9 protein-coding genes and 1 rRNA gene are annotated in these 14,257 nt (G+C 47.7%); 9 read left to right on the plus strand and 1 reads right to left on the minus strand.

Going from position 1 to position 14,257, the window contains the following annotated elements; translation table 11 throughout:
* Nucleotides 1-70: 70 nt before the first annotated feature.
* Complete coding sequence (gene dnaK, locus L21SP3_RS06650; RefSeq protein ID WP_077540108.1) at nt 71-2,002, plus strand: molecular chaperone DnaK; 1,932 nt, start codon at nt 71-73, stop codon at nt 2,000-2,002.
* Nucleotides 2,003-2,062: 60 nt separating this feature from the next.
* Here dnaK and L21SP3_RS06655 read toward each other — a convergent pair whose 3' ends face one another.
* A complete protein-coding gene (locus L21SP3_RS06655; RefSeq protein ID WP_161488126.1) occupies nt 2,063-3,547 on the minus strand; it encodes a CRTAC1 family protein in 1,485 nt (494 codons plus the stop codon).
* Nucleotides 3,548-3,937: 390 nt separating this feature from the next.
* Between L21SP3_RS06655 and L21SP3_RS06660 the strand changes: the two genes are divergently transcribed.
* The 8 genes from L21SP3_RS06660 (at nt 3,938) to L21SP3_RS06695 (ending at nt 14,139) form a co-directional block, all read left to right on the plus strand.
* Nucleotides 3,938-5,475: ribosomal RNA gene (locus L21SP3_RS06660) — 16S ribosomal RNA — on the plus strand.
* A 496-nt stretch (nt 5,476-5,971) separates the two neighbouring features.
* Nucleotides 5,972-6,994, plus strand: a complete 1,023-nt coding sequence (gene gap, locus L21SP3_RS06665) for a type I glyceraldehyde-3-phosphate dehydrogenase (protein ID WP_077540110.1) — start codon at nt 5,972-5,974, stop codon at nt 6,992-6,994.
* Between the two features lie 385 nt (nt 6,995-7,379).
* Nucleotides 7,380-8,735: an ISH6 family transposase gene (locus tag L21SP3_RS06670; protein WP_077540111.1), complete on the plus strand. Its 1,356-nt coding sequence runs from the start codon at nt 7,380-7,382 to the stop codon at nt 8,733-8,735.
* A 116-nt stretch (nt 8,736-8,851) separates the two neighbouring features.
* Nucleotides 8,852-10,063 carry a putative porin gene (locus L21SP3_RS06675; RefSeq protein ID WP_161488127.1) on the plus strand — a complete coding sequence of 404 codons (1,212 nt, stop codon included), beginning with the start codon at nt 8,852-8,854 and terminating at the stop codon, nt 10,061-10,063.
* Between the two features lie 130 nt (nt 10,064-10,193).
* The gene (locus L21SP3_RS06680) at nt 10,194-11,183 is read left to right on the plus strand and encodes an AAA family ATPase (RefSeq protein ID WP_077540113.1); all 990 of its coding nucleotides are present in this window, start codon (nt 10,194-10,196) and stop codon (nt 11,181-11,183) included.
* A 34-nt stretch (nt 11,184-11,217) separates the two neighbouring features.
* The gene (locus tag L21SP3_RS06685) at nt 11,218-12,105 is read left to right on the plus strand and encodes a DUF58 domain-containing protein (protein ID WP_077540114.1); all 888 of its coding nucleotides are present in this window, start codon (nt 11,218-11,220) and stop codon (nt 12,103-12,105) included.
* Nucleotides 12,102-13,085 (plus strand): hypothetical protein, encoded by a 984-nt coding sequence (locus tag L21SP3_RS06690; protein ID WP_077540115.1) that lies wholly within the window; start codon nt 12,102-12,104, stop codon nt 13,083-13,085. The genes L21SP3_RS06685 and L21SP3_RS06690 overlap by 4 nt, the downstream gene beginning before the upstream one ends.
* Entirely contained in the window at nt 13,078-14,139 is a 1,062-nt protein-coding gene (locus L21SP3_RS06695) for a VWA domain-containing protein (protein ID WP_077540116.1), read from the plus strand. Before L21SP3_RS06690 ends, L21SP3_RS06695 begins: the two co-directional genes overlap by 8 nt.
* The last annotated feature ends 118 nt before the right edge of the window (nt 14,140-14,257 follow it).

Consider the following 14,257-nt stretch of genomic DNA (forward strand, 5'->3'; position numbering starts at 1 on the left):
GCACGGGGATTGCTATATTGCCCAGTGAACGATTTTTTGAAATTTAAACTTTGAATATAGGAGTTTTAAAATGGGCAAAGTTATAGGAATAGATCTTGGTACAACCAATTCGGTTGTGGCTCTTATGGAAGGGTCTAACCCGAAGGTTCTTGTAAACTCTTCAGGTTCAAGACTTACCCCGTCAGTTGTCGGGTTTACAGATAAGGGTGAAAGGCTTGTAGGCCAGACAGCAAGACACCAGCAGGTTACAAACCCCGAAAATACCGTATTCTCGGTAAAGCGTTTCATGGGACGCAAACACGGCGAAGTGAGCTCTGAAGAGAAAACCGTACCCTACAAGGTAAGCGGGGGAACAGATGAGCTTGTGAAGATACATGCGGGCGGGGAGGATTACACCCCTCCGGAGATATCCGCTATGATTCTTCAAGACCTGAGGAAAACAGCAGAAGACTACCTTGGGGAGACAGTAGATCAGGCAGTGATCACTGTGCCTGCATACTTTAACGATTCTCAGAGGCAGGCAACTAAAGATGCCGGCAAGATTGCAGGGCTCAAAGTTGAAAGAATTATCAACGAGCCTACCGCAGCTGCCCTGGCATACGGGCTCGAGAAAAAGAAAGACGAAAAGATAGCAGTTTTCGACTTCGGCGGCGGTACATTCGACATATCAATCCTTGATATCGGCGAGAACGTTGTAGAAGTTCTCAGCACAAACGGCGACGGGCACCTCGGCGGCGACGACCTCGATGAAGTTCTTATGAATCACCTTGCAGACGAATTCCGCAAGGAAAACGGCATAGACTTGAGAGAAGACCCAATGGCTCATCAGAGGCTCAAGGAAGCCGCTGAAAAGGCCAAATGCGAACTCTCAACCCAGCTTGAGGCAAACATCAACCTGCCGTTTATCACAGCAGATTCTTCAGGACCAAAACACCTTCAGATGAATGTTTCAAGAAGCAAATTCGAGGCTCTTGCAGAAGATGTATTTGAAAAGCTCAAAGGCCCCTGCAAACAGGCATTAAAAGATGCCGGTCTTGAATCTAAAGATATTGCTGAGGTTCTTCTTGTAGGCGGTTCTACAAGGGTTCCGAAGGTGCAGGAAATCACCAAGTCCATATTCGGCAAAGACCCGAACAAGAGCATCAACCCTGATGAGGTAGTATCTCTCGGCGCTGCTGTGCAGGGAGCAATTCTCTCAGGCGATGAAGGCGTTAAGGATATTCTGCTTCTGGATGTTACCCCGCTTTCTCTGGGTATTGAAACACTCGGCGGAGTAATGACCAAGCTTATAGAAAAAAATACTACAATCCCGACCAGCAAGAAGGAAGTATTCTCAACAGCAGCAGACAATCAAACTGCCGTGGATGTTCATGTTCTTCAGGGTGAGCGTGAATTCGCCAAGGACAACAGAACGCTTGGAAGATTCCAGCTCAGCGATATTCCGCCAGCCCCGAGAGGTGTGCCGCAGATTGAGGTGTCTTTCGATATAGACGCAAACGGAATTCTTCACGTAAGCGCAAAAGACACTGCCACCGGGAAAGAGCAGTCTATCGAAATTAAGAGCAGCTCCGGGCTTACCGAAGAAGAAGTTGAAAAGATGAAGAAAGATGCCGAGGAGCACGCTGAAGAAGACAAGAAACGCAAAGAGCTTATTGAGGTTAGGAATCAGGCAGACCAGCTTGTTTACTCAACTGAGAAAACGCTCAAGGAACACGGCGATAAAGTTTCCGCAGAGGCAAAGAGCAATATAGAAAACGCTCTTAACAACCTCAAGGAAGCTCAGAAAGGTGAGGATAAAGACGCTATACAGAAAGCTATCGAAAAGCTCAGCGAAGCCTCGCAGGAGCTTGGAAAAGTACTTTATGAAGAAGCGGCTCAAAATCAGCAGGCTGAAGGCGGACAGCAGCAGGCCGGCGAGCAGACAGAACAACAGGGAACCGATGATTCAAAGAAGAAAAAAGACGATGACGTAATAGATGCTGAATTTGAGAGCAGCGAATAAAAGCTTTCAGTATTGAGACAATTTCTTTGGGGCTGTTTCTATTTGAGAAGCAGCCCTTTTTTATTTGCCCAGAAGCGGGCTGTCCGAACGCACTTTATATCGAGGGTTAAGATCTGGGATGCCCTTTTGAGAAGAAGGACTGAATGCGATCTTTACTAAGCTGTTCAAAGCAGTATCGGTTGAATTCTGCTCAGCTCCATTGAACCAGCGTACTTTAAGATCCACAGCTTTCTGCCTTTTGCCCAATCCGAAATGAAGCGTCTTCTCATTCTGATTGCCCTGCCCGGTTCCGATCTCAACCTGCCTTACTAAAGTTTTATCCCCGGTTTCAATCAAAACCTGCGTTCCTGCTGCATCTCTTGGAATTTGCTCTCCATCGCCAGCCAACCCCACTTTCAGCCATGAATTTTTATTGCCCTGATTGATGAATACTTTGCGATTCGTTACCAAATCAAGAAAGCCGTCGTTGTTGAAATCCGCCCATGCCGCCTGATACGTTGGCCCCAAACCGGAAAGCCCTGCCTGTTTTGTAACATTTGTGAATTGCCAGCTGCCTTCGTTTTTGTAAAGAACAGGATGATCCTGTCGGCCGAAAGATGCGTTCTTGTATACAGTGGTGAAAAACAAATCCAGATCCCCGTCGTTATCGTAATCACCCGCCGCAGGAGATGCATAAGACTCCTGATAATGCAGGCCGCACTGCCCCATATTTTCGAATCGGAAATCATTCTGCAAGCCATTATTCCTCAAAAAAACCGACTCGGGCTGCCTTCCCCTTGAATCCTTATGGGCGAAATTTCCTGCGAATATATCAAACAGCCCATCGTTATCAAAATCCGCCCACACTGCACCTATCGAATGCCCCCCGCTGATTTTTCTGCTCCCTGCCTCTGCTTTGTAAAATTTCGCCTTGTTCTCAAATTTACCGCTGCCCTTGTTAATCAGCAGCAGATTCGGCTGGAGCCTGTAATTTGACACATAAATATCAGCATCTGAATCTCGGTCGAAATCGCAGGCAGACGCCCCTCTGGCTCGATATTTCTTCTCAGTCCAAAGCTTCTTCCAGCCTTTGCCCTTCTGATTTACAACCAGCGCATCAGGATATGTGATCCCTTTCTTCCAGTTCTCATAGCCGGCAACATAAACATCCGTAAAACCGTCTGAATTGAAATCTGCGCAGCAGGCCGCAAGGCTTGAATCAATCTCAAGGTCAGGAAATTCTGCTTCTTCAAATCCCTCTCCGCTCTGATTTATCAGCAGTTTATGCTTATTGTAAACGAACATATCCGGGAAGCTGTCGTTGTTGAAATCTGCAAATACCGCCCTGCCTCGGCTTTGAAAAACCTTTTCGAAATTTCTGCCTTCATTGTTTCGCCAAAGCTCGCCGCTGCTGCATATATCTGTCCAGCCGTCGCGGTTATAGTCTGCGCAGGCTGTTTGCCCCCTTCTAAGCTTCAGACCGAGCTGAGAAGTTTTGTTTTCAAACCTGACTTCTGCGAATAATGCAGAAACAGCAAAAATAATAATTACAGCATTAGTTTTCAATCTAATCTCTCTCTGAAAGCCAAGTAAGCTATACTCCCCCATTACTCTTTTCGGGCATTATTTTAATCCTTCACAGCCAATAGAACATAAAAAAATTAATCTTTTCATAATTTTATTTAGAATTGGTTTGACTTAGCTTCTCAATTCTATAGAATTCCACGTTCCTTGTCAGCGAAGGCTGTCGAGGAGTTCTTTAACAACTTAACAGGGTACAGACCAGAATCGTTAGGAGTGCTTTAATTTTTGCGGCTCGCACCGCATAATTAAGGCTTAAATAATAACACAGGTGTGTTATAAATCATACTCCTTGCGAGAAACTGGAGTGTGAAGCATCCGTAAAAAAGAAATCACACAAATCGCTTAAACAGTAGATTTATGAGATAAGGATTTAAATTGAAGAGTTTGATCCTGGCTCAGAACGAACGCTGGCGGCGTGGTTAAGACATGCAAGTCGCACGAGCCTTTCATGGCTAGTGGCGAAAGGATGAGTAACGGATAGGTAACGTACCCGATGCACAGGTATAGCGTCGAGAGCTTGCTCTCTACCGAAAGGGGCGGTAATACCTGATAACATTGCCAGCTGCAGGGCAGGCAATCAAAGATTTATCGGCATCGGAGCGGCCTATTCCCTATCAGTTAGTTGGTGAGGTAACGGCTCACCAAGGCAACGACGGGTAGCGGGACTGAGAGGTTGGTCCGCCATATCGGGACTGAGACACTGCCCGGACCTCCACGGAGGGCTGCAGTAACGAATCTTGGGCAATGATCGAAAGATTGACCCAGCGACGCCGCGTGCAGGAAGAAGCCCCTCGGGGTGTAAACTGCTGTCAAGAGCAAGTAAGCGCAAGCAGAACTACTCTAAAGGAAGTCACGGCTAACTTCGTGCCAGCAGCCGCGGTAATACGAAGGTGGCGAGCGTTGTTCGGAATCACTGGGCTTAAAGCGTACGCAGGCGGTTTTCTAAGCGTTCTCTGAAATCCCCCGGCTCAACCGGGGAATTGGGGGGCGAACTGGAAAACTTGAGGCATACAGGGGCGGGTGGAACTCTTCGTGGAGCGGTGGAATGCGTAGATATGAAGAGGAACGCCAGAGGTGAAAACGGCCCGCTGGGTATGACCTGACGCTGAGGTACGAAAGCATGGGTAGCGAACGGGATTAGATACCCCGGTAGTCCATGCCGTAAACGATGTGCACTGGTTCGCAGTAATTCTGACATTATTGCGGGCGTAGCAAAAGTGTTAAGTGCACCGCCTGGGGAGTACGGTCGCAAGGCTAAAACTCAAAGGAATTGACGGGGGCTCACACAAGCGGTGGAGCATGTGGATTAATTCGAAGCAACGCGCAGAACCTTACCTGGGTTTGACATGTTTGGATGCCTTCCTGGAAACAGGACCGGGCTGCTCTCTTCGGAGAGTGAAACTTACACAGGTGCTGCATGGCTGTCGTCAGCTCGTGTCGTGAGATGTTGGGTTAAGTCCTTGAACGAGCGAAACCCTTGCCGTTAGTTGCCAGCAGGTTAAGCTGGGGACTCTAACGGGACTGCCGGTGTTAAACCGGAGGAAGGCGGGGATGACGTCAAGTCCTCATGGCCTTTATGCCCAGGGCTTCACACGTGCTACAATGGCAGATACAGATCGACGCAAAGCCGTGAGGTTGAGCAAATCGCACAAAGTCTGCCTCAGTTCGGATTGTTCTCTGGCAACTCGAGAACATGAAGTTGGAATCGCTAGTAATCGCGTATCAGCAATGACGCGGTGAATATGTTCCTGAGCCTTGTACACACCGCCCGTCAAGTCATGGAAATCGGGAGCACCCGAAGTCGGCTTGTCAACTCTTCGGAGAGACGGCTGCCTACGGTGAACTCGGTAACTGGGACTAAGTCGTAACAAGGTAGCCGTAGGGGAACCTGCGGCTGGATCACCTCCTTTCTAAGGGATGAAAAACTAAGCAGTAAGGCAATTAGGCCAAAATTTTAGCTGCTTAGCCTTTTACGTCAGACTCCTTAACGATTCAGTGCCCTGATAAGAAATTTAAAGCTCGGTGAGTAATATCGCCGAGCTTTTTTTAATGCCCACAGGCTTGGCCGCATTATAAACGCAGCTCGGAAAAAAAATCTCGCAGATTTATGCCGCATCAAAGTTTATTATCCACAGATGACACGGATCGCACAGATAATTTTATGAATGTAAATCATTGCTATAAAATATCTTACAAAAATCTTCGTGTCCTTCGCTCCCTTCTTGGTTTAAAAACACTCTGTCAATCCTGTCTAAAAAATATTGCCCATCGCCGGCAACCTCCTGGAGCTATTATTTACTTGACTGCTGCACCACTTTAAATATACTTGCCTGAGTTTGTAGTACGTTCATCAAAAGTGCGTATATACGTATATATTTAACGTTTAATATTATAGGAGATTGAACTATGGCAACAAAGGTTGCGATCAATGGTTTCGGTCGAATCGGTAGAGCTGTAGCTCGTGTTATCCTCCAGAACAAAGGCCTCGGCCTTGATCTGGTAGCTATCAACGATCTTGCAGACCCAAAAGCTCTTGCTCACCTGTTCAAGTATGACACAGTTATGGGCAAATGGGACGGGGAAGTATCCGTAAGCGGAGACGGTCTTGTTGTAAACGGCAAGGACATTAAGGTTACTGCTGTTAAGAGTCCTGCAGAGCTTCCTTGGAAAGAGATGGGCGTTGATATCGTTCTCGAGTCAACCGGTATCTTCCGTACAAAAGAAGGCCCGAAAGGCGGCTACGGCGATCACATCAAGGCGGGCGCTAAGAAAGTTGTTCTTTCTGTTCCGGCAAAGGATGAGATCGACGGCACAATCGTTCTGGGCGTAAACGACTCAGACCTGACAAAAGACATCGACTGCGCATCAAACGCAAGCTGCACAACAAACTGCCTTGCTCCGGTAGCGAAGATTCTCAACGACAGCTTCGGCATCAAGAGAGGCCTTATGACAACTATCCACGCATACACCAACGACCAGAACGTTGGCGATATGATCCACAAGGACCTCCGCAGGGCACGTGCTGCTGCTGACAACATCATCCCGACCACCACAGGAGCTGCTGCTGCAGTAGGGAAGGTTATTCCTGACCTTAACGGCAAGCTCAACGGCGGTGCTATGCGTGTTCCGGTAATTGACGGCTCATGCGTTGACCTCACAGCAGAGCTGGGCAAAGACGTTACTGCTGAAGACGTGAATGCTGCTGTTAAAGCGGCCGCTGAAGGCCCGATGAAGGGCATTATGTCTTACTGCGAGGACCCGATCGTATCAAGCGATATCGTTGGCGATCCGCACTCAAGCATCTTCGATGCACTCAGCACGATGGTTATCGACGGGAATATGGTTAAGGTAATCTCATGGTACGACAACGAATGGGGCTACTCAAACCGCGCAGCAGACCTTATGAGCAAAATGGCTGCTATGCTGTAAATCAGGCTTAATGCTTGAATAACCAGAATACAGAAGCGGGCAGTTTTAAATTGCCCGCTTTTTTAATGCGCACGTTTTAAACAGGCTTTCAGCTGGGTAAAGACAACCAAACAAACCCAGCTTCAGCACCAAAACCATACCGCTCTATCACGACATACAACCCTTATTACGTGGTTAAAACGTGCTTTCATCAGCTCTAGTGAGAAGCTCCTGCAAGGCTGGTTCGGAAAAGATACAACAAAATTATCAAGCTGTAATCGGCATTAGAGGCAGATTAGAAAAATATTTGATAACGTCCCAAAGTTTGTGGATAAATTGCAAAAGGCTTGAGAAGTGATATAGTGTTATAGATAAGATAATACTTTTATCACAGGAGTCTCAAGCCATGCAGAACATTATATCATTAGAACTGATAAGTGCCACATCAGAAAATGGATTTTCTTTAGATGAATTGGTTTTCAGGACCAAAGAGTTATTTGAAACTGAGGCTATGGCAGGTTTTGTAAGCCTGATTCTTCAGTTGATTGATGAGCGAATATGTATGAACATTGTTCAAGGTAAATCGGATAATACCGGCCAATCATGCTGCTGCAATGAGCGGTTTGAATATCATGACAGGTCTCTTCGCCAGTTCAGGACTTCTGTCGGCACAGTCAAGATTAGCTGGCGTCGCTTAAAGTGCGTTAAATGCGGCAAGACAATAACTCCTTTGAGAGATTTTTTAGGCCTTGCACCCTACCAGTCAAAGACATTGGAGTTGGAAAAGCTGGTTACAGAAATTGTAAGCGAACAAAGTTATCGCCGAAGCAGCACTCATCTTGAATCTATCGGCAGCATACCTGTTCCAAAGAGCACTGCCCATCGCTGGGTTGTACAGACCGAGTGCGATCAGATTGATACCGGCACAGATACATTCAGTCTTCTTTTTGCTGACGGCACCGGCTTTAAGCGTCGGCCCGATAAGGACAAACGCATAAGTAATCGCGGTGAGCTCAGAGTTGCCTTAGGAGTCACCAGAAGTAGTTCTGTGGTGCCTTTAGGGGCATTCAGCGGTAAAAGCTGGGACGAGATATCCTCGCTGGTCAAGGGCGAACGTAAGAACAAAGAGCTTGTTGCCGATATGCTTGTAAGCGAGGGCGAAACAGGTCTGGTTAAGAGTCTGGCCAAACTTTGCAATGATAGCCAAAGAAGCCATTGGCACCTGGTTCGGGATCTGGATTATACGATGTGGAAGGATGATGCCGGCAAACTTGAACGTAAGCAAAAGCAGAAAGAATTGAATGCCGTAATTGGTATTGAAATTCCCGAGGAAGATTTTGAAAAGGTCTGTGATGATGACAAGAAAGATTTGCAAGATGCTGTCAATAGTGCCGAAAGTGATCTTCATAAGCTGATAGGCAAACTGCTGGAGAAGGAATATAAAATAGCAGCCGATTACCTGAACCGTTCAGCTAAAAATATGTTCAGCTATGCTCGCCGCTGGCTGGAGACAGGTATTGTAACTCCGCGGGTTTCCAGCATGATAGAACGGATGATGCGAGAGCTTGGTCGACGCCTTAAACGCATCGCATTTGGCTGGAGCGAAGAAGGAGCGGCAAAGATGGCCAGAATTATCATTAAAAGATTTACTTCAGAAAATCAATGGGAAAAATACTGGCACGAAAAACTGAGGTTATTGGACAATGTAATGCTTGCTCTAAAGACTATAAAAGTACAGAACCCACAAACTTTGGGACGTTAATAAATATTTGCGTTTCTAACCAACTGCTAACAATTAGCAAATTTCGGCCTAACAATCTGCAATTATAAACCTAATAATTTCCTAATTCCATATTAATGTTAGAAAGGTTTAACGAAATGCAGATTAAGACTAAGCTGATTGCAGCGGCCATTTGCGGTGTGATAGCGAGCGGTACTTTCGCTTCAGGCAGCGCAAGCGCAGAAGAGATCGAGATGCTCCGCGAGGAGATAGCAAGCCTCAAGTCCAGACTCAGCAAAATCGAAAGCGAACAGCAGCTCCAGCAGGAAAAGACTGCAGAGATCGAAGAGGGCTTCGGCTGGACGAAAGATATGCAGGTCAGCGGGGATTTTCGCTATCGCTATGAGAGCATTGATCAGGAAGGCGAAGATTCAAGACACCGCAACAGAATAAGGGCGAGAATCAGCCTGAAGGCGATAATTACCAATCAGATAAGCTATCATCTGCGTCTTGCAAGCGGCAATGATGATCCCGTATCAGCGAATCAGTCTTTAGACGGCGGCTTTGCGAGCAAGGATTTCTGGCTGGACAGGGCATATATGAAATGGCGGCCTGCAGAAGGCTGGCAGCTTAATCTGGGTAAAACATCGAATCCGTTTTTCTGTCCGGGAGGCAGCCAGCTGCTCTGGGACAGCGATGTAAATCCCGAAGGTGCTGCGCTGCAATACAGCGGCAAGCTCGGCGAGGCGAACATCTTCGCAAATGCCGGCGGGATGTGGGTTGAGGAAAACAGCAGCGATGTTGACCAAGACCTCTTCGGCCTTCAGGGCGGTATCGAAATGAAGCTTGGCGAAACAGAGGTTTTAGTTGGTGCCGGCTATTTCGACTACGGAAATGTGCAGGACTCGCGAACAATCTACGAAGTTAATGAAAGCGGCGGAAACTCCACCTACTCAGACGCAGGCATCGAGAAATACATCTACGACTACAACCTCTTCGAAGCGTTTGGGGAGATTAGCCTGCCGACAGAATTCCCGATAACCCTTTTCGGCGACTACGTTCTCAACACCGCCTCGGGCGTGCAGGAAGATACAGGCTGGCTTGCTGGAATCGAGCTGGGCAGCGCGAAGAAGAAAGGTGATATGGCCTTCTGCTACAACTACCGTGATGTTGAATCTGATTCAGCTATGAGCGCATTTACCGATTCAGACTTCCTCGGCGGCAGATTAGGCGGCGACGGCCACAAAATACAGGCCAAATACGCCCTTAACAAAAATGTTTCGCTGGGTGCAGCATTTATTACAGGTGAAATTTCAGAGCCTCAGCTCAGCTACGACCGCTTCCAGCTGGATTTGAAGCTTAAATTCTGAAAGATTTGACGCTCCGGCCGGCATCTGTTTTGTTCTCTAAAGCTTTCACACTGCTTGCATTAAATAAGAGCTGAAATATAATTCTGCCCGTGCTTTCAGCTCAAAAATTATTTCTAACGGAGATTTACAGATGCCGGTTGATATTGACAGAATAAATGCTCAAATTGAGGAAAAAAGCAGTATAATAGAGCCTCTTCTTTCAGAGGCCTCAAAAGCTGTTATCGGGCAGCGTTATATGCTTGAGAGGATGCTGATTGCGATCCTCTGCGACGGGCATATCCTGCTTGAAGGTGTGCCCGGGCTTGCGAAAACCACCGCTGTTACTGCACTTTCGCAGGCGATTAAGGCAGATTTCCGCAGGATTCAGTTCACTCCCGACCTGCTGCCTGCCGACCTCACGGGAACGCAGATCTACAGACAGTCTGACGGGGAGTTTTACACGAGAAAGGGACCGGTTTTCGCAAATATAATCCTTGCAGACGAGATCAACAGGGCTCCTGCCAAGGTGCAAAGCGCCCTTCTGGAGGCGATGCAGGAAAAGCAGGTTACTATTGGAGATGAATCTTTCCAGCTACCTCAGCCGTTTCTGGTTCTTGCAACGCAGAATCCTATCGAGCAGGAAGGCACATATCCGCTGCCCGAGGCTCAGCTGGACAGATTTATGCTTAAGATAAGCGTGGGATATCCAACAAAAGAAGAGGAGAGGCAGATCCTTGAGCTCAAAACAAATCCCAAGACAGCCGAGGCGATAAATTCGGTTATCTCGCCGGATTCTATATTTGAGCTTAGAGAGGTGATCTCGCAGATCTACATAGACCAGAAGGTGAAGGATTATATCGTTGAGGTTGTGCATACAACCCGCCATCCATCGGTTATCAATGCAGACCTTGCCTCGCTTATCAATTTCGGTTCCTCCCCGAGAGCTACAATCGCCCTTGCACTCGCTGCAAGAGCTCAGGCATTCCTCAAGGGAAGAGGATACGTAACCCCGCAGGACGTGAAGACTATCGGAATGGATGTGCTCCGGCACAGGATTATCGTTAGCTATGAGGCCGAGGCGCAGGAGATCACCAGCGAGGATGTGGTGAAGATGATATTCGACAATGTGGAAGTGCCGTAGCGAGCACGCAGATGGCTTTTGAGCGGTTTTAGGTATGTTAGATAAAGACCTCACAGCAAAGATAAAGCGAATTCAGTTTTACACCTCCCACCTTGTCAGTGCGAGCTTCGCCGGCGAATATGAGAGCGTTTTCAAGGGGCGGGGGATTCAGTTTGAAGACGTGCGTGAATACGTTCCGGGCGATGACGTGCGTGATATAGACTGGAACGTAACTGCCCGAGAGTCCAAGCCTTATGTGAAGCGGTTTGTGGAGGAGCGTGAGAACACGGTTATCCTCGCTGTGGACGTGAGCGCATCGGGCGAGTTCGGCACAAAAGACCGCCGGAAAAATGAGCTTTCAGCAGAGATCTCAGCTGTGCTTGCCTTCGCTGCCACCAGAAACAACGATAAGGTGGGGCTTTTGATGTTCTCAGACAAAATCGAGCTTTTTGTCCCGCCGAGGAAAGGCAGGAAGCACGTTCTCAGGATAATACGAGAAATCCTGAGCTTTTCAGGCCAAGGAGTGGGAACGGATATTTCCTCGGCTTTGGACTATTTAGGAAAGATTGCCAAAAAACGCTCTACAGTTTTCCTTATATCAGACTTCCCTCTGCCCTCAGCGAAAGACAGCTACATCAGACCGCTGAGCCTGCTTAGAAGAAGGCATGATGTTGTGGGTATATGCGTTCAGGACAGGATGGAAAAGAGGCTCCCCGCAGCGGGGCTTATAGACCTGAAAGACCTCGAAACAGGCGAGACAATCACCGTTGACTGTTCGGATAAGGGACTTCGCAGAAGGTTCGAAGAAATGTCCCGCAGGTGGAAGGAAGAGCTTCAGACAGAGCTTAGAGGGGCAAAAATCGACTTTATAGACGTGGAAACGGGCGAGCCTTATATCAATGATTTTATTAAGTTCTTTCATATGCGGAGAAAACGCAGATGATCAGAAGGGCTTTTTTATTAATACTTTCTGCGGGGCTGGTATGCCTTGCGGCAAATCTGAAGCTCTCAAACGAGGATATAGAAGCCTCGCTCACTATTGAGACCACCCAAATCACCTTCGGCAGCACTTCAGAAGCTGTTGTGCAGTATTCCGGCAAGGGTGAAATGGTTATAAGCAGGGCAAAGCTCGAGGCGGGCAGTGATAAGATAACGCTGAGCGAGAAAAGCAGAGCCAGCTCAGAGCTCGTTTACGAGATCGAGCCCGAACAGATGGGCAGCTTTGAGGTTCTGTTCAAATTTGTTTACACCGATTTTGAAGACAAGGAGGTGGTGCAGCCTTTCGGCAAGATTGAGCTTAAAGCGGTATCCGCCCTTACAAGCGAAGAAAAAAAGACGCTCGAAAACGAAGGCGCAGAGAAGCTCGTTGAAAGAATAAGCCCTGAGCCTGAACCTGCTGAGGTGCCGATAAACAAGCTTGCTGTTGCCGCTTGGGCTGCCGGGCTGATTCTGGCAGCAGCAGGAATATGGCTCTTCATCTCAAAACGCAGGAAGAAGGCTCGGGAAGAGGTAAAATACGCCCTGCCCCATAAATCCGCTTACAGATTCCTCGAAGCGCTCAAATTCCGCAACCAGCCTCAAAACGGGCAGATGAAGGAATACGTGTTTATCCTCAGCAGTCTTTTACGAAGCTATATTCAGGTTCGTTTCAGTCTGCCTGCAACGGATATGACAACGGAGGAATTCCTCGAAGACGCTTCCGGCAGAGGCATATTTACCGACGAGCAGAGGAAAACGCTTCAAAGTTTTCTTGAAAAGGCCGATCTTGTGAAGTTTGCGGGATTCTCTCCCTCTCAGCAGCAGGCTCTGGATATGATGGTATCTGCGAAGGAATTTATCAGAACCACCGAGGACTATAACTTCCTTGTACCGGAGGATGAGGCCAAATCTATAGGGAAAGCCCTGGAGGCCGAAGATGTTTGAGTTTCACAGCCCGCTTGCGTTTCTTCTTCTGGCTGCTGTTTTTCTTCTGCTGGTCTGGAAGAGGCTCAGGGGCAGAAAGCAGAAAAGCTTTTTAAGGTATTCGGATTTGAGTGTTTTCGCAAACTGCGGGACAGGCTGGCGAAGCAGGCTTATATGGCTGCCGGATTTTCTGCGATGGGTATGCCTTGTTTTGCTTGTGTTTGCAGCTGCAAGGCCGAGGGAAGGCACAGAGCTTTCAAACGTATCAACTGAAGGCGTTGCTATGCAGCTGGTTGTGGACCGTTCGAGCAGTATGAATGAGCCGATGGTGTATAAGGGGCAGAAGATAAGCCGATTCGATGCTGTGAAGATGGTAATTGAAGATTTCATCAAAGGCGGCAAGGGAAACCTTAAAGGCAGAAGCGGCGATATGATCGGGCTTGTGTCTTTCGCCCGCTACCCCGACACGCTCTGCCCGCTCGTGCTAACTCACAGCATCCTGATAGATTTTCTCAAACAGTCTGAAACGGTGAAATACAAGCAGGAAGACGGCACAGCAATCGGCGATGCGATAGCCCTCGCAGCAGCGCGTCTGCAGGAGGCGGAAAAGCAGATTTCACAAACCTCTGAAAAGCTCACCGGCGAAGAGCTCAGCAATGATTTCAAAATCAAGAGCAAGGCTGTTATACTGCTTACTGACGGGATGAACAATGCAGGCGAGAGAACACCCGAGAAGGCTGCCCAGCTCGCTGAAGAGTGGGGAATTAAGATTTACGCTGTGGGGATAGGCTCTAATATGCCTCAAAGGTCGTTCTTTAATATAGGCAGAGCCCAGATAAACGAAAGGCTTTTGAATTCAATTGCCGAAAAAACAGGCGGATTCTATGCACGGGCAGACAGCCCAAAACAGCTGCGGGAAATATACGAAAAAATAGACCGCTTAGAGAAAACCGAAATCAAATCCGTTGCCTACTACAACTATGCAGAGAAGTTTGAGCCCTTCGCAATGGCTGCTTTCGCTGCTCTTCTGCTGGAAATTATCCTGAGAACAACCCTCCTGAGAAAACTGCCTTAAGCTATTTTACGAGAAATTTTCTCTTTCACTTTGATTTTTTGTCTTATAAGCGTATAATATCAAAGCTAAATAAGAAATTTTAAGCGAAAGGGACAAAATGCTGCTGAATTTTTCCTTA

The organism is Sedimentisphaera cyanobacteriorum (assembly GCF_001997385.1).
GTDB classification, from domain to species: Bacteria; Planctomycetota; Phycisphaerae; order Sedimentisphaerales; family Sedimentisphaeraceae; genus Sedimentisphaera; species Sedimentisphaera cyanobacteriorum.